This is a genomic window from Arthrobacter sp. B0490 (assembly GCF_002929355.1).
Lineage (GTDB): Bacteria > Actinomycetota > Actinomycetes > Actinomycetales > Micrococcaceae > Arthrobacter_D.
Genome location: NZ_PJIR01000005.1, coordinates 186,542 through 202,717 on the forward strand (window position 1 = coordinate 186,542; position 16,176 = coordinate 202,717).

14 protein-coding genes and 1 tRNA gene are annotated in these 16,176 nt (G+C 69.5%); 5 read left to right on the plus strand and 10 right to left on the minus strand.

Translation table 11 applies throughout. The features are described 5' to 3' along the window. Positions 1 to 29 precede the first annotated feature (29 nt). From CXQ97_RS10350 to CXQ97_RS10365, 4 genes are all read right to left on the minus strand, one after another. Positions 30 to 1,040: an adenosine deaminase gene (locus tag CXQ97_RS10350; protein ID WP_104180781.1), complete on the minus strand. Its 1,011-nt coding sequence runs from the start codon at positions 1,038 to 1,040 to the stop codon at positions 30 to 32. 108 nt (positions 1,041 to 1,148) lie between these two features. Continuing rightward, entirely contained in the window at positions 1,149 to 1,865 is a 717-nt protein-coding gene (locus CXQ97_RS10355; RefSeq protein WP_104180782.1) for a GAF and ANTAR domain-containing protein, read from the minus strand. A 235-nt stretch (positions 1,866 to 2,100) separates the two neighbouring features. Beyond that, complete coding sequence (locus tag CXQ97_RS10360; protein ID WP_104180783.1) at positions 2,101 to 3,588, minus strand: catalase; 1,488 nt, start codon at positions 3,586 to 3,588, stop codon at positions 2,101 to 2,103. A gap of 7 nt (positions 3,589 to 3,595) precedes the next feature. Then, the gene (locus tag CXQ97_RS10365) at positions 3,596 to 4,084 is read right to left on the minus strand and encodes a Fur family transcriptional regulator (protein ID WP_306739820.1); all 489 of its coding nucleotides are present in this window, start codon (positions 4,082 to 4,084) and stop codon (positions 3,596 to 3,598) included. Positions 4,085 to 4,176: 92 nt separating this feature from the next. Between CXQ97_RS10365 and CXQ97_RS10370 the strand changes: the two genes are divergently transcribed. The 3 genes from CXQ97_RS10370 (at position 4,177) to htpX (ending at position 7,271) form a co-directional block, all read left to right on the plus strand. Next, on the plus strand, positions 4,177 to 4,881 hold the full coding sequence (locus tag CXQ97_RS10370; protein ID WP_104180784.1) for a triacylglycerol lipase: 705 nt from the start codon (positions 4,177 to 4,179) through the stop codon (positions 4,879 to 4,881). A 120-nt stretch (positions 4,882 to 5,001) separates the two neighbouring features. Continuing rightward, complete coding sequence (locus tag CXQ97_RS10375) at positions 5,002 to 6,288, plus strand: MFS transporter (protein ID WP_104180785.1); 1,287 nt, start codon at positions 5,002 to 5,004, stop codon at positions 6,286 to 6,288. Positions 6,289 to 6,392: 104 nt separating this feature from the next. After that, positions 6,393 to 7,271 carry a zinc metalloprotease HtpX gene (gene htpX / locus CXQ97_RS10380; protein ID WP_104180786.1) on the plus strand — a complete coding sequence of 293 codons (879 nt, stop codon included), beginning with the start codon at positions 6,393 to 6,395 and terminating at the stop codon, positions 7,269 to 7,271. 71 nt (positions 7,272 to 7,342) lie between these two features. Here the strand turns inward: htpX and CXQ97_RS10385 are convergent, their stop codons facing one another. After that, complete coding sequence (locus tag CXQ97_RS10385; RefSeq protein WP_104180787.1) at positions 7,343 to 7,831, minus strand: YajQ family cyclic di-GMP-binding protein; 489 nt, start codon at positions 7,829 to 7,831, stop codon at positions 7,343 to 7,345. Between the two features lie 162 nt (positions 7,832 to 7,993). Between CXQ97_RS10385 and CXQ97_RS10390 the strand changes: the two genes are divergently transcribed. Both CXQ97_RS10390 and CXQ97_RS10395 read left to right on the plus strand, forming a co-directional pair. Beyond that, complete coding sequence (locus tag CXQ97_RS10390) at positions 7,994 to 8,371, plus strand: hypothetical protein (protein WP_104180788.1); 378 nt, start codon at positions 7,994 to 7,996, stop codon at positions 8,369 to 8,371. A gap of 87 nt (positions 8,372 to 8,458) precedes the next feature. Then, positions 8,459 to 8,540 (plus strand) — tRNA-Tyr (locus tag CXQ97_RS10395). A gap of 42 nt (positions 8,541 to 8,582) precedes the next feature. On the opposite strand, the gene CXQ97_RS10400 is transcribed toward CXQ97_RS10395, so the two are convergent. The 5 genes from CXQ97_RS10400 to CXQ97_RS10420 all read right to left on the minus strand — a co-directional run bounded on the left by CXQ97_RS10400 (position 8,583) and on the right by CXQ97_RS10420 (position 16,088). After that, entirely contained in the window at positions 8,583 to 9,785 is a 1,203-nt protein-coding gene (locus CXQ97_RS10400; protein WP_104180789.1) for an ROK family transcriptional regulator, read from the minus strand. Between the two features lie 83 nt (positions 9,786 to 9,868). Continuing rightward, entirely contained in the window at positions 9,869 to 12,895 is a 3,027-nt protein-coding gene (locus CXQ97_RS10405; protein ID WP_104180790.1) for a glycoside hydrolase family 38 C-terminal domain-containing protein, read from the minus strand. Between the two features lie 36 nt (positions 12,896 to 12,931). After that, positions 12,932 to 13,774 (minus strand): carbohydrate ABC transporter permease, encoded by an 843-nt coding sequence (locus tag CXQ97_RS10410; RefSeq protein ID WP_104180791.1) that lies wholly within the window; start codon positions 13,772 to 13,774, stop codon positions 12,932 to 12,934. Further along, positions 13,771 to 14,577 carry a carbohydrate ABC transporter permease gene (locus CXQ97_RS10415; protein WP_258062490.1) on the minus strand — a complete coding sequence of 269 codons (807 nt, stop codon included), beginning with the start codon at positions 14,575 to 14,577 and terminating at the stop codon, positions 13,771 to 13,773. The genes CXQ97_RS10410 and CXQ97_RS10415 overlap by 4 nt, the downstream gene beginning before the upstream one ends. A gap of 143 nt (positions 14,578 to 14,720) precedes the next feature. Continuing rightward, on the minus strand, positions 14,721 to 16,088 hold the full coding sequence (locus tag CXQ97_RS10420) for an extracellular solute-binding protein (RefSeq protein WP_104180793.1): 1,368 nt from the start codon (positions 16,086 to 16,088) through the stop codon (positions 14,721 to 14,723). Positions 16,089 to 16,176 lie beyond the last annotated feature (88 nt).

Genomic DNA, 16,176 nt, shown 5'->3' on the forward strand with positions numbered 1-16,176 from the left:
TGCAGTCTCGCACTGCGGGCACGCTGGTCCTACCCGGCAGGCGAGGAGTGCCTCGCACGGCGCCAGGACTCGACCTCGGCGAGCAGCTCCGTCCGCCGGTCCCCGCCGAGGAAGGCGGACCGGACCGAATTCGCTGCCAGCCGTGCGCGGTCGTCGATGCTCAGCCCGAACGCGTCGACCAGGGCCGCCACGTTGTCGTCGAGATAGCCGCCGAAGTACGCGGGATCGTCCGAATGGACCGAGACGTTGAGGCCCCGGGCGAGCATCTCCGGCAGTGGATGGTCGGCGATCGCGGGTACGGCGCGGAGGCGCACGTTCGAGAGCGGACACACCGTCAGTGGCACGCGGTCGGCGATGAGCCGCTCGACGAGCGCCTCGTCCTCCAGGCAGCGGATGCCGTGGTCCAGCCGGTCGACGCGCAGGACGTCGAGCGCCTCCCACACGTACTCGGGCGGCCCCTCCTCGCCGGCGTGCGCGATGCACCGGAGGCCTTCGGCCCGGGCGAGGTCGTACACCTCCGCGAAGAGCGACGGCGGGTACCCCACCTCCGCGGAATCCAGTCCGATCCCGACGATCGGGGCCTCCATCGCGATGAGGTCCCGCAGGACCGTCAGTGCCTCGGCGGCGGGCCGGTCCCGCAGGAAGGCGGCGATGAGGGACGTGCTGACGCCGAAGTCGGCCTCGCTCGTGGACAGGGCGGCCGCAACACCACCGACACACGTCACGAGGGGGATCCCGCGGACGAGGTGCGCCTGCGGATCCATCATGATCTCGGCATGCCGGACACCCGCCTGCGCCGCCCGGCGGAGGTATGCCCGGGTCATGTCCGTGAAGTCCTCCTCCGTGCGCAGCACGTCCATGTTGGAGTAGTACAGATCGAGGAAGGACTGCAGGTCGGTGAACGCGTACCGGGCCGCGAGGTCCGCCGTGTCGGCATAGGGCAGCGTGATCCCGTTGCGGTCGGCAAGCGTGAAGATGAGTTCGGGCTCGAGGGTCCCCTCGATGTGCAGGTGCAGTTCGGCGCAGGGTAGTGGCGGCATCGTCCCAGCCTAGGAGAGGGCGGGGCGTGCTGCACGCCTGCCCGGAGGGTCGTCGAGGCGTCGCGCCCCGCCGCGGCCGTCCGCGCCCGTCAGTGACACCGGAGGCCGCTACCGCTTCCCGAGGAGGTCTCCGCTGCTCACGAGGTGCTCGGCGACGCTCCAGAGTTTGGTGTTGGTCCGCTGGCTGGCCAGGGACAGCACGATGAACGCCTGCGCACCCGTGATCTTGTGGCGTTCCATGAGGATCCCCTTGGCCTGGCCGATGAGGTCCCTGGAATCGATCGCCTCGCTCAGCTGGCGGGTCTTCTCGGCCTCGGCGAACGCGACGGCGGCATGGGAGGCGACCAGGAGGCCGATGTTCTCCGACTCGTCGGTGAAGGCATTCGCCTCGTACGAATACAGGTTCAGGGCCCCGAGATCGTCACCCTTGACCCAGATCTGGATGGACAGCATGCCCCGTGCACCCGCCTCGGTGGCACGCCGGGCGAAGAGGGGCCAGCGCCGCTCGGCTTCCATGTCCGGGACGCGGATGGTCCGGTGCTCGTACGCGGCTTCGAGGCACGGGCCCTCGCCGGTCTCCATCTGGAGGGCGTCGATCCGCTCGGGGAGGTTGCCGGAGGGTGCCCGGGAGCCGACGTTCTTCCGGCCCAGGACCACGCTGACGGAACCTTCATCGGCCCCGGGCACCAGTTCCAGGGCTGAATGGACGAAACCGGCGAGGATCGCGTCCCCATCCGGTTCCTGCTGCAGCGACCGGGCGAGGTCCGCCAGTTCCGTCGCGAGGTCACGACCGCGCTCGGCGCCGCCATGATGCGAGGAGGGCATCCCCCGGTCCACAATCGGCTGATCGGTCAACGGTCGTCCCTTCGGGTCGGTGCGCAGCCGCGGACGTCCGCTGCACACGATTGGTTTCCGGTGCCCATTCTGGCAGACCCCGGCGCACCCGGAGTAACGGATCTTCCCGAGCCCAGGCCCGCCCACGCCGTGTCCGGCGTCACCGCCTGACGCCGCGAAGGGCGGACCCTCGCGGATCCGCCCTTCGCATGCGTGCCGGTGTCGCCTAGTAGAGGGCGGCTTCCGACTCGGTGGCCGGCGTGACGCCGTGCCCGAGATTGGCGGCAAGCTTCGCGCCGAGCTCGGCATCGACATTGGCCCAGTACTGGACGGCCCGTGCCCGGATCTCTTCGCCCTGCACACCCCCGACGGCACCCGTGATGGTCTCGAGGAAGCGCGCACGCTGCGCGTCGTCGAACACCTCGCGGTACAGCGTCCCGGCCTGGCCGAAGTCGTCGTCCTCGGCGTGCAGCGAGTGCGCCGCGCGGACGAGGTCGCCGTCGTTCTCCCAGCCGCCGTGCGCACCGTACTGTGCGGGATCCGCGGCGGGGCCTCCGACGGAGTTGGGTGCGTACACGGGGGTCGACGCCGCGTTGAAGTGGTAGCGCGCGGCGCCGTCCTTGGAGTAGTTGCGCACCTCGTTCTTCGGCATGTTCACCGGCAGCTGCGCGTGGTTGGTGCCCACGCGGTAGCGGTGTGCGTCCGCGTAGGAGAAGATGCGCGCCTGCAGCATGCGGTCGGGGCTCGCGGCGATGCCGGGCACGAAGTTCGACGGCGCGAAGGTCGCCTGCTCGATCTGCGCGAAGTAGTTCTCGGGGTTGCGGTTCAGCGTGAGCTTTCCGACCGGGATCAGCGGGTAGTCGCCCTGCGGCCATACCTTGGTGAGGTCGAACGGGTTGAAGCGGTACGTCTTCGCGTCGTCGTAGGGCATGATCTGGACTTTGAGGTCCCAGCTGGGGTGGTTGCCCCGGGCGATGTTCTCCGACAGGTCGCGGAGGTGGTGGTCGGCGTCCGAGCCGGCGAGCGCCTCTGCCTCGTCGACCGTCAGCACCTCGTGGCCCTGGTTCGACTTGAAGTGGTACTTGACCCAGAACTTCTCGTCGGACTCGTTGATCCACATGTAGGTGTGCGAACCGTAGCCGTTCATGGTCCGCCACGAGTTCGGCAGGCCGCGATCGCCCATCAGCCACGTCACCTGGTGGGCGGACTCGGGGCTGAGGGTCCAGAAGTCCCACTGCATGTCGGCATCGCGCAGGTTGGTGCCGGGCAGGCGCTTCTGCGAGTGGATGAAGTCGGGGAACTTGATGCCGTCGCGGATGAAGAACACCGGGGTGTTGTTGCCCACGAGGTCGTAGTTGCCCTCGGACGTGTAGAACTTGAGCGCGAAGCCGCGGGGGTCGCGCCAGGTGTCGGGGGAGCCCTGCTCGCCCGCGACCGAGGAGAAGCGGAGGAGGGTCTCCGTCGTCGTGCCCGGCTGGAAGAGCGCGGCGCGCGTGTACATGCTGACGTCCTCCGTGGTCTCGAAGACGCCGAAGGCCCCACCGCCCTTGGCATGGACCACGCGCTCGGGGACACGCTCGCGGTTGAACTGCGCGAGCTTCTCGATGAGGTAGTGGTCGGTCAGCGGGATGGCGCCGTCGCGGCCGAGGGCGGACGAGTTGCTGTCGTCGATGACGGGGGCGCCGGACTGCGTGGTGCTGAAGTTCGCGGACATAGTGCTCCTATTCCTGGGATTCGGGTGGTTGGTGGCTGGGGGCCGTCGAGCGGCAGTCGTCGCAGAGGCCCTGGTACAGGACCTCCGCGATCCGGATGGTCATGCGGGAGGCGCCGGGCGACCACTCGGGGGTCAGGCAGGGCGCGTGCCCCACGGCGCAGTCCACGTCCTCGATCCGTCCGCATCCCGTGCAGATCGCGTGGTGGTGGTTGTCGCCCACCCGCGTCTCGTAGCGTGCGGGGGAGTGCGGCGTCTCGATGCGGCGCAGCAGGCCGATGTCGGTGAGGTCGGCGAGGATCACGTAGACGGACTGGACCGTGATGTGCGGGAGGTCCGCACGAACCGCGGTCGCGGCATCGTCGGCGGTGGCGTGCGGCGACCGCTCGACGGCGGCGAGGACGGCGAGGCGCTGTCGGGTCACGCGGCGGTCGGCGGAGTGCAGTGCGGCGGACCACCGGGCCTCTCGGGCCCCTGGTGTCGCACCGGTCTGCATCATCGCGCCAGTCAAGCAGTAATTCTGAGGAACTCATAATAAGGCGGTACTAACTTGCGCCCCACGCGGCGCGTGCGGTCGGTACCGTGGAAAGGGTGGATCTCATCGAGCGGGGCCGGGCCTGGGTGCTGGACTACGCGTACGTCGGTTTCTGGCAGGTGCACGGCTTCCTCTTCCGGGTGGACCCCGCGCAGTACCTCACGCCCGCCGCCGGAGCGCCGGAGGGCAAGGCCCCCGTACTCCTGATCCCCGGGATCTACGAGACCTGGCAGTTCATGAGGCCCATCGCGGACCACCTGCACCGGGCGGGCCACCCCGTCCACGTGGTGCAGAAGCTCGGCTACAACCGCGGCACGGTGGAGGCCATGGCCCAGCTCGCCGCGGGCTACCTCGAGGAGCACGACCTCACGGACGTCGTGATCGTCGCGCACAGCAAGGGGGGCCTGATCGGCAAGTTCCTCATGACCATGTCCAGTGTCGCGCCGCGGATCTCCCGCCTCGTGGCCGTGAACACCCCGTTCTCCGGCTCCATCTACGCCGAGTTCTTCCTCCTGCCGAGCATCAGGGCGTTCTCACCGCACAACACGACGCTGCGGCGCCTCCGCGCCGACATCGAATCCAATCGGCGCATCACCTCCATCTACGGCCGGTTCGACCCCCACATCCCCGGCGGCAGCTTCGTCGAAGGAGCCCGGAACGTCCAGCTCGGGACGATGGGCCACTTCCGGCCGATCGCCGATACCCGCGTGCTGGAGGAGATCGACCGCGCCATCGGTGCCGGGGAGCGCGACGCCGCCTGAGCGTGGCAGGTCCCCGCGGTCGGCCGCCACGCATCCGAACCTTCGGTGCCGGACCCCGGGCGGCCGAGGGGAGCCAACATTCGTTGCCGGAGCGAATTACTTCCGCGCTAGACTTCTCCCGTGCCACGACTCCTCGCCGACATCACCCCCCTGAGGGAGTCGCCGGCCTTCCGGAGGCTGTACGTCGGAACGGCGCTCTCGGCCATCGGCACGCAACTCACGATCGTCGCGGTCAGCCTGCAGGTCTACTCGCTCACCCAGTCGACGCTCAGCGTCGGCCTGCTCAGCCTCTTCGCGCTCGTACCCCTGGTGGTCGCGGGCCTGTACGGTGGCGCGATCGCCGACGCGCAGGACCGCCGCACTGTCGCGCTGTACTCGGGGTTCGCGCTGTGGGCCACCACCATGGCGATCGCGGCGCAGGCCTGGATCGGCGTCGACAGCGTCTGGCTGCTCTACATCCTGATCGCCATCCAGTCGGGGGCCGCCGGCATCAACCAGCCCACGCGGAGCTCGATCATCCCGCGGCTCGTCCGGCCGGAACTGCTGCCCGCGGCGAACGCCCTCAGCATGATCACGTTCGGCCTCGCCTTCACCGTCGGGCCGCTGCTCGCAGGGCTCCTCGTGGCGCACGTGGGCTACGCGTGGACCTACACGATCGACGTCGTCACCTTCACCTTCGCGCTATGGGCCGTGTTCAGGCTCCCGTCCCTGCCGCCCGAGGGGCCCACGCGCCGGGCCGGCCTCGCCACGGTGCTCGAGGGGTTCCGGTTCCTCGGCACGCGGCCGAACATCCGCATGACCTTCGTCGTCGACCTCATCGCCATGATCACGTCCCAGCCGCGCGCGCTGCTGCCCGCTGTCGGCGCGGTGCTGATCGGCGGCGGTGAACTGACCGTCGGCATCCTGCTCGCCTCGAGCGCCTTCGGTTCGGTGCTGGCAGGGCTGTTCTCCGGGCCGCTGGGCCGCGTCCACAAGCAGGGCCAGGCGGTGGTGTGGTCCATCGTCGGCTGGGGTGCCTCGGTGGCAGGGTTCGGGCTGGTCGTCGTCATGGCGGGTGCGTCCTCCCTCCCGACGCCGGGCGAGGGCGAGTTCTCCGCCTGGTTGCTGCCCGCGGCCCTCTGCCTCGTGCTGGCAGGCATCGCCGACTCGATCAGCAGTGTCTTCCGCAACACCATCCTGCAGTCCGCGACCCCGGACGCGATGCGCGGTCGGCTGCAGGGCGTGTTCATCGTCGTCGTCGCGGGTGGCCCCCGGCTCGGTGACATGGTGGCCGGCGGGCAGGCCGCCTGGCTGGGCGAGGGCTGGACGGCCGTCGCCGGAGGGATCGCGTGCATCCTGCTCGTCCTCGCCGTCGCCCGCCGGCAGCCGCGCTTCCTCGCCTACGACTCCCGCCGGCCCCAGCCCTGAGCCCGGCCGGCCTCGGGCCGCCGCCGTACGATGAGGGGAACGGGCCCCTCCGACCCTCCGTTGTACTGACGGGCCCACCGGCCCCCACCAGCAAGGAGTTCGCAGTGCACAACCATTTCAACGGTGCCAAGACGGCGTTGTTGTTCGGTGCCCTCATGGGCATCTTCCTCGTGTTCGGTGCCGTCATCGCGGGAGCCACCGGCAGTTCGGCGTTCATCTGGCTGTTCGCCCTGCTGGGCGTCGGGTCGATCGCCTACAGCTACTGGAACAGCGACAAGATCGCGATCCGCAGCATGCGCGCGGTCGAGGTGACGGAGCAGCAGGCGCCGGCCATGTACCGGATCGTCAGGGAGCTCAGCGCACGGGCCGGCAAGCCCATGCCGCGGCTCTACGTCTCGCCGACCATGGCGCCCAACGCCTTCGCCACGGGCCGCAACCCGGAGAACTCCGCCGTGTGCTGCACGCAGGGCATCCTCGAGCTGCTCAACGAGCGTGAGCTGCGCGGCGTCCTCGGGCACGAGCTCATGCACGTCTACAACCGGGACATCCTCACCGGGTCCATCGCCGCAGCCGTTGCCGGCGTGATCACCTCGGTGGCGCAGATGTTCGCCTTCGCCGGCATGATGGGCGGCAACAGGAACCAGGGCGGCAACCCCATCGCGGCGCTGCTGCTCGCCTTCCTCGCACCCCTGGCCGCCGGACTCGTCCAGACCGCGATCGGCCGCACCCGCGAGTTCGACGCCGACGAGGACGGCGCCGCCCTCACGGACGATCCGCTGGCCCTGGCCTCGGCGCTCCGCAAGCTGGAGAGCGGAACGCAGCGCGCGCCGCTCCCGCAGGACCAGCGCCTCGTGAACACCTCGCACCTCATGATCGCCAACCCGTTCAAGGGCGGTGGCGTGAGCCGCCTGTTCGCCACCCACCCGCCGATGGACCAGCGCATCGCGCGCCTCGAGGGCATGGCGGGGCGCCCGCGCGGCTGAACCACCCCGACGACGACGGCGGCCCCACCGGGTGGGGCCGCCGTCGTCCGTGCCGTGGTCCGATCCTCGCGTCAGCGCATGTTCACGAACTGCAGGTCCGCCTCGTCGAAGTTCTTGAGCAGCGCCATGGTGGCCTGCAGGTCGTCCCGGGACTTGGAGCTGACGCGCAGCTCGTCGCCCTGGATCTGGGATTTCACACCCTTGGGCCCCTCGTCACGGATGAGCTTGTTGATCTTCTTCGCGAGGTCCTGGGCGATGCCCTCCTTGATGGAGGTCTCGAGGCGGAACTCCTTGCCGGAGGGGTAGGGCTCCCCGGTGTCCAGGGACTTCAGGGAGATGCCGCGCTTGATCATCTTCGACTGCAGGACGTCGAGCACGGCCAGGACGCGCTCCTCGGAGTTCGCCTTCATGAGGATGTTCTCGCCGCTGAAGTCCACCTCGGCGCCGACCCCCTTGAAGTCGTACCGCTGGGCGATCTCCTTCTGCGCCTGGTTCAGCGCGTTGGCGACCTCCTGCTTGTCCACTTTGCTTACGACGTCGAACGTGGATTCGCTTGCCACGGTGCCTCCTCGGGATGGTTGGGTGTCTTGGTCCAAGAATATCCGCAACGATCGCGCGGCCGCGCGGCCGCTTCACAGGCTGCTCTCAGGAAGCGCAGAGGACGCACACACGCTCCGGTGGCACGGTGGGGATCATCCACCGCACCTCGAGGAGCCAGCACCATGTCCGAGACGCCACGCCGCCGATACCAGGTCCGACTCCGGAAGGCCGTGGCAGGGTCCTTCCTCGCAGCAGCCACAGCGGCCACCCTGACGGGATTCACCGCAGCTCCGGCGCTCGCCGTGCCGCCGCGCGTCCTGGCGGCGAGCGCGGACACGACGGACTACGAGGCGAGCGACATCATCCTCGGACTCGACTCGGCCTCCTCGGTGACCGTCGCGTCGCCGATCGCCGTCACGACCCCCGGGCCGTCGTCCGGGGAGCGGCTCGCGGGGGTGCGGGCGGATCTCGACCGGGCCGTCCTGCTGCGGCTGGTCACCTCCGAGCAGGCCGACGGTTTCTACGCGCAGATCGAACGCCGGGTGGCAGCAGGCCTCTAGGGCCGGGCCGATTCGTCACCGGGGCGGTTTGTCTGTAAAGTTGTCTTGCCCGCGCTTGCTGCGGGCTGTCTTCCTGTGAAGACGTTCGGCAGATTACCCGAGCGGCCAAAGGGGGCTGACTGTAAATCAGCTGGCAACGCCTACGGGGGTTCGAATCCCTCATCTGCCACAGCAAGGAAGGACCCGCTCCGTCGGAGCGGGTCCTTCGCCGTTAATGGCCCAGCAGCAGGCGCCGCGTGTCGGGCGAGATCGCCTTGTCGAAGACGGTGCACGCGGCACCGACGGCGCCGACGTCCGTGCCGAAGGCCGTACCCTCCACCCGGAGGTCGGCGGGGTGCGGGGCGACGGTCAGGCTGCGCAGGGTCCGCGGCACGAGGTCGAGGTAGGCCTCCGCGAGCACGGGCCAGTACGGTCCGCCGAAGACGACGCGGTCGACGTCGAGGGCGTTGGTCAGGACGGAGACGGCTTTCGCCACGCGCCTCGCGGAGCGGTCGATGATCGCCCGCGCCGCGGCGTCGCCGTCGCGTGCCTTCGCGCACAGCTGGAGGAACGCCTCCTCCACCGCTCCCGGGTCCGCCGCGTTCACGCGATGCGGCTGCACGCCGGCCCGGACCGCCTCCTCGACGAGGTTCCGGGGCATGCAGGTCACCGCGACGCACCCGCGCAACCCGCAGAAGCAGTCGGGTCCGGCAGGGTCGACGACGATATGGCCGACCTCGCCCGCGTTCTGGCTGGTGCCCCTCAGCACGGTGCCGCTCGAGACGAGGCCCATGCCGATGCCCGTGCCCAGGTACACGAAGATGAAATTCTCGGGCGATTCGCTGTGGCTGCCCCAGATCTCCGCCACGGCCGTCGCCGCCACGTCCTTCTCGAGCACCACGGGGAAGCCGGTCGCGGCGCTCAGGGAGTCACGGAGCGGTACCCGGTGCCAGCCGAGCAGGTGCGGCGGATCGACGACGATCCCGCGCACGGCGTCGATGGGCCCCGGCGAGGCGACGCCGACACCCAGGACGCGCTCCGGATCGACGCCGGCTTCCGCGAGGAGTGCCGTGACGGCCTCGCCCATCTCGGTGATGACGACCCCGGCGTCCGGGGTGAGCGGTGTGCGCCGTGTCGAGTGGGCCACCACCTGGCCGCTGAGATCGAGGATCACGAACGTGATCACGGCCGGATCCAGGTGCACCCCGATGGCGAACCTCGCCGACGGGTTGAGCGTCAGGACGGTGCGCGGCTTGCCCCTGCCGTTCTGCACCTTCCCCGACTCGATGACGAGCTCCTGCTCCAGGAGGCGCCGCGCGATGTTGGACAGGGTCTGCGCGGACAGTCCCGAGATCGTCGCGAGTTCCACGCGGCTGAGGCCCGCGGACGACCGCCGGATGGCGTCCAGCACCACGGTCTGGTTGAAGTCGCCCATGCGGGGGAGGTTGGTACCCCGGCGGGTGGCCGGTCCCGGTGCAGCACTCAGCGTACGACCTCCATGTCGATGGGGACGGCTCGTCAGCCGGTGACAGCAAATCTTAGCGTGACGAGCTGGAACGGCCGGAGGTCGAGGTGCACGACGTCCCCGTCGCGACGGAGGATGGCGGCGTCCTCCAGCGGCCGCTCGAGCAGATCCGTCTCCACCGCGGAGGCGTGGGCGAAGCCGGCCCGGAGCGTGCCCCGCGACCGGCTCCCATGGGCCTCGTACAGCCGCACGACGACGTCACCCGAACCGTCCTCGGCGAGTTTCACGGCTTCGACCACGTGCGCCGGGTTGTCGAGCCGCACGAGCGGTTCGACCGCCGTCCGCGCCACCTCCGGGACGGTGCGCGGCGGCACGTTCAGCCGGTACCCCTCGGCGACGGCGTCGGGGATGTTCGCCCCGAGCAGGACGGACACCTCCATGCGGTGGCTGCCCTGATCCGCGGCGGGGTCCGGGAACACCGGTGCACGCAGCAGTGAGAGCCGGACGGTGGTCGACGTCGCGCGGCCGGCGGTGGAGCGAGTGGTGTCGTGTCCGTAGGTGGAGTCGTTCGCGACGGCCACGCCGTAACCGGGCTCCCCGACGTGCACCCACCGGTGGGCCACCGTCTCGAAGCGCGCCGCGTCCCAGGACGTGTTCGCGTGCGTGGGCCGGTGGATGTGCCCGAACTGGATCTCCGACGTCGCACGCTCGGCATGGACGTCGAGGGGGAACGCCAGCTTCAGCAGCTTCTTCTGCTCGTGCCAGTCCACCTCGGTGCTGATCTGCAGCCTCGGAGCGGACGCGTCGAGGGCGAGATGCTGCACGACGCGCGATGCGTTGAAGGACCGCTCGATCCGCAACGCCTGCCCGGCCGGGCCGTCCACGATGGACAGTGCTGCCCCCTCGACGAGATCGGTGGTGTTCCGGCGGTAGTGCTCGTCGATGTCCCAGGCGTCCCACTGCGTCGGGGTGTCGCGGTGCAATTGCAGCAGGTTGGCGGCGGACCCTGCCGGCACGAGCTCCCGTTCCGCGGTCTTGTCCCACAGAGAGCGGATGAGACCCGTGGCATCGACCTCGACCCGGGCGGTCCCGTTCTCCAGGAGGAATCCGTCCCCGGTCCGTGTGACGGTCCGCGCGGCTGCCGGGACCTCCACCCCGGCGGCGAGGGCTTCGATGCCGGCGACGGCGAACGGCGAGGCGTTGAGGACGGCGGTCTCCCGTCCCCGGCCCAGCAGGGCGCGGGCGGCGGCCTCGATGACGGCTCCGAGGCGCACGGCCACCTCCGCATAGTTGCGCTCCGCCTCCTGGTGCACCCAGGCGATGGACGTCCCCGGCAGGATGTCGTGGAACTGCTGCAGCAGCACCGTCTCCCACACCGCCCGCAGCTCCTCCGCCGGGTAGGGCGCTCCCGTCCGGACGGTCGCCGTCGACGCCCAGAGCTCGGCTTCACGCAGCAGGTGCTCGGACCGTCGGTTGCCGCGCTTCGTGCGCGCCTGGGAGGTGTAGGTGCCGCGGTGGAACTCGAGGTACATCTCGCCCGACCACACCGGAGGCTCCCCGTACTCGGCCTCCGCCGCTTCGAAGAACGTGCGGGGACCGGACAGTTCGACGGTGGGCGATCCTTCCAGCGACCGGGTTCGACGTGCGGCCGCGATCATCTCGCGGGTCGGCCCGCCGCCGCCGTCGCCGTGGCCGAAGGGGACGAGCGACATCGTGCCCTGGCCCTTCTCGGCGTACTGCCGTTCGGCACGGGCCAGCTCCTCGGCGCGGAGGTCGGAGTTGTAGGTGTCGACGGGCGGGAAGTGGGTGAAGATGCGGGACCCGTCGATGCCCTCCCACCGGAAGGTGTGGTGGGGCATCGTGTTGGTCTCGTTCCAGGAGATCTTCTGCGTCAGGAACCACCGGGCACCGGCCGCGGCCATGATCTGGGGAAGGGCCGCGGAGTACCCGAAGGAGTCGGGCAGCCAGACCTCCTCGCACTCGACCCCGAACTCGCGGAGGAAGAAGTTCTTCCCGAGGACGAACTGCCGGGCGAGGGCCTCCCCGCCGGGGAGGTTCGTGTCCGACTCGACCCACATACCGCCCACGGGCACGAAGTTCCCGGATGCCACCTTCTCGCGCACGCGCTCGAACAGCTCCGGGTAGGACTGCTTGAGCCAGGCGTACTGCTGCGCCGAGGACGCCGCGAAGACGAAGTCGGGGTTCTCGTCGATGAGGTCGCACACGTTGGAGAACGTCCGGGCCACCTTCCGCACGGTCTCGCGGGTGGGCCAGAGCCAGGCGGAGTCGATGTGCGCATGGCCGACGGCATGCAGGTGGTGTGCACTCGCCGAGGCGGGTCGTGAGAGGACGGGTTCCAGGATGGACCGCCCGAGCGCGGCGGTGCCGGAGACGTCGTCGGGATCCATCTCGTCCACCAGGCGGTCGAGCGCGTGGAGGACCTCGGCGCGCCGCTGCGAGGACGACGGGAGCTGTCCGACCAGCCCCAGGAGCGCATCCACATCCTGCTGCAGTTCCCAGACCGGCAGGTCGAGGAGTCCGACCTCGATCTGCGCGAGCCGGTACAGGCGCGCGTCGCCCGCCGTCGCCTTGTCGCCGTAGGGGGTGGGGACGAACAGGAAGGACTGGGCGACGTTCGGGTTCGCGGCCGCCTCGAGGTAGACGTCCACCTCGCCGCCGGGACCGGTGTCGAGCCCGACCCCCCGGTTGAGGGGCTCGACGGCCTTGATGATCCTGCCGGACGGTGCGTAGACCGTCCCCTCCGCCTGGAAACCCGGCTGTTCGCCGGTGAATCCGAGGTCGACGACGAGTTCGACCCTGACCTCGTCCTCGTCCGCCCACGCGGCGGGGACCTTGCCCTCGGCGTGGAACCACACCGTGCCCCAGGGGCGCCCCCACATCATGCCGTGCTCGGCGGGCAGGAACTGCTGCCCGACGGCGTCGACGAACGGTACCGGCTCGTCGGGCACCTCCCAGCAGGTCAGTGCGAGCGGTGCCGTGCTGCGGTACAGCGCCGGCACGAGGCGTTCGCCGCGGAACCGTCGGATGCGGGCTTCGACGAGGGTGGAGTCGTAGTGCATGGATCTGCCTTTCGGGCGGGGGCCGATGGGTGGGGTTCAGCCCTTGAGGGCCCCGGCGGTCGCGAAGGACCCGCCGATGCCCTTGGTGACGAGGACGTAGAGGACGATCACGGGGAGCGAGTACAGGAGCGAGAACGCGGCGAGCTGTCCGTAGGCGACGCTCCCGTACTGGCCGAAGAAGTTGAACACCGTGACCGCCGCCGGTTGCTTGTGGCTGGAGAGCAGGAGGATGAACGGGATGAAGAAGTTCCCCCACGCCTGGATGAAGACGAAGATGAACACCACGGCCAGCCCGGGACGCATGAGCGGGACGACGACGGTGCGGAGTGCCGTCATCGCACTCGCGCCGTCGATCCAGGCGGCCTCCTCGAGGCTCACCGGGACGGAGTCCATGAAGTTCTTGGTCATCCAGATCGCCATGGGCAGCGACGTCGCGGCCATGAAGAGCGCGACGGCGGGCACGCTGTCGAGTTGCCCCAGCCGCACGAACATGCTGTAGACGGGCACCATCATGGCCGTGATCGGCAGGCCCGTGCCGAACAGCACCCCGTACAGGAAGGGCTTGTTGTAGCGGGCCTGGTAGCGCGAGAGCGGGTACGCGGCGAGCACTGCGGCGAGGACGGTGATGACGGCGCAGCCGGCGGACAGCAGGAAGCTGTTCCACAGGGGCCACAGCGTCTGCCCGGGCGTCAGCACGGCCGTGAAATTGGCGAACGAGAACTGGTCGGGGAGGGCGAGGGATGCGCTCGCCCCCGTGTCGAGGGACGCCAGGACCAGCCACGCCAGCGGCAGGAGGAACAGGGCGGCCACCGCGAGCAGAACGGCGGAGGCGACCCCCCGGGACACCGTCCGCCGGGGTGAGGCGATCGAGGTACTCATGTGGCGTCTCCCGGCTTGAGGACACGGATGTAGAGGAAGGAGAACACCGCGCCGATGAGCAGCATCACCGTGGCGATGGCAGTGCCGTAGCCGATCTTGCCCAGCCCGAAGGCCTCCGCGTAGGCGAAGAGGGGAAGGGTGCTGCTGCGCTGGTTCGGGCCACCGCTCGTCATGACGAAGATGAGGGTGAACACCGAGAGCGTCTGGAGGGTGATCAGCATCAGGTTGGTCGAGATGCTGTTCCGGATCATCGGGATGGTGACGAAGATCAGGCGCTTCCAGCCTCCGGCCCCGTCGATCACCGCGGCCTCCGTGATCTCCGGCGCCACGTCGTTCAGGGCGGCCTCGTAGATCATCATCGAGAACGCGGTGCCCCGCCAGATGTTCGCCAGGATCACGGCGGCGAGGGGATAGGCGAAGAGCCACTCGACCGGTTCCAGGCCCACGAACCCCGTCAGGGCGTTCAGGGTGCCGTCACTGCTGAAGAACGCGTAGCAGGCGAAGGCCGCCACGATCTCCGGCAGCACCCAGGCGGTGACCACGGTGGTCGCCACGACGGAGCGGACGATCTTCGGGGCCGTGGCGGTGAGCAGCGCGAGTCCGAGGCCGAGGAAGTTCTGGCCGATCACGGCGGAGACGAGGAGGAAGACGACCGTCAGCCACACCGCGTTCGGGAAATCCGGATCGCCCAGCAGCGCGACGTAGTTGTCCAGGCCGACGAAGCGCGGTTCGGAGGCGGCCCTGCCGGAGAGTGCGGCGTTCGTGAACGAGCCCCACACGGACCAGAGCACGGGGCCGAGCATGAACAGCAGCAGGAGGACGACGGCGGGCACCAGGGGGATGGCGCGCCGGACGGACCGCCCCGGGGGAGCGGGCCGACCGGAGGCGGGGCCGGGCCGCACCGTCGGCGGCCTGCCCTCCCGCAAAGGTCGTGCCGGCGTGGTGGTCATCCCCGGGAGACGTTGTCTTCGCCGACCAGGGACGTCACGGCCTCGTCGTAGGCTGCGGCCGCCTCGTCCACGGACTGTTCACCCGTCATGACCGCTTCCATCGCCTGCTGGATGTTGCCGGAGATCTCGGCGTAGTCGGAGGTCGTGGGGCGGTAGTGGGTGACCTCCACGAGATCGCTGAAGAAGCCGCTGACCGGGCTCGATTCGGTGAAGGCCGGGTCCTCGGCGACGTCGCTGCGCACCGGGACCTGCGACGCGTTGACGTTGTAGGACAGGCTGTTGTCCTTGTTCAGCGCGGTGCTGATGAAGTCGAACGCGGCGTCCGGATTCGCGCTGCCCGAGCCGACGGCGAGCGTCCAGCCGCCGGACATGCTCGTGGCCCCGGGTTCCTGCCCGTCCTGCGTGGGCATGGGGGCCACCCCCATGACGTCCGACCATTCCGGCCACGGGGCAGGGCCGTCCTCGAGCCAGCTCCCGGCGATCCAGGAGCCGTCGATCGAGGCCCCCACCTTGTTGGTCGGGTAGCCCTCGCCGTTGAGTTGCTGGTAGTAGTTCGAGTCGAGCGCCGTGGCGACGTCCGGTCCGAGGCCTCCGACGTAGACGTCCGAGACGAACTGCAGTGAATCCTTGAAGCCCTGGGACCCGACGATCCACTTGCCCTGGTCGGTGTCGTACAGCGTGTCCTCGGTGCCGTAGAGCAGCATCTCGAAGCCCTGCATCGATGCGGCCTCACCCATGCCCGTGCCCGAGTAGATGTTGAAGGGGATGGCGTCGGGGATGGCAGCCTTCACCTTCGCCGCCGCGTCGAGGATGTCCTGCCAGTCCTTCGGCTCCCATGGAACCGGGAGGCCGGCCTGCTCGAAGACGACCTTGTTGTACCAGAGTGCCCGTGTGTCGGTGCCCATCGGGACCGCGTACGTCTGGCCGTCCGAGCCCAGCCCGGCCTGCTTCGCACTGTCGATGAAGCCCGTGTCCCAGTCCTCCCATTCCGCGAGGTACTCGTCGAGCGCCAGGAGGTAGCCGGCCTCGGCGTCGGGGCGCACCCTGAAGCTGTCCTCGTAGAAGACGTCCGGCGCGGTGTCCGGGGAGCGCTGCATGAGGGCCAGCTTCGTCGCGTAGTCGTTCTCCTCAGCCTGGATGGGCTCCAGCTCGACGGTCACGTCGGGGTTCGCGGCTTCGAAGTCCTCCTTGGCCTGCTTCATGAGGGAATCGACCTGCGTATAGGTGGCGGTGGTCTGGTAGGCCACGGTGATGGATTCGTCGCCGGCGCTGTCCCCTCCGCCGCTGCCCTCCGGCGCGCAGCCGGTGGCGCCGAGGATCAGGAGGGGGATGGTGGGCACTGCCCAGAGGGTGGACCTTCGCATGGTGCTCCTTTGCTCCATTTCGTACCCACCGCCTCTGCGACGCCGGACTTCCTCGTTCGGCGATCGGTCGGTGGGAGGGCGACCTCGG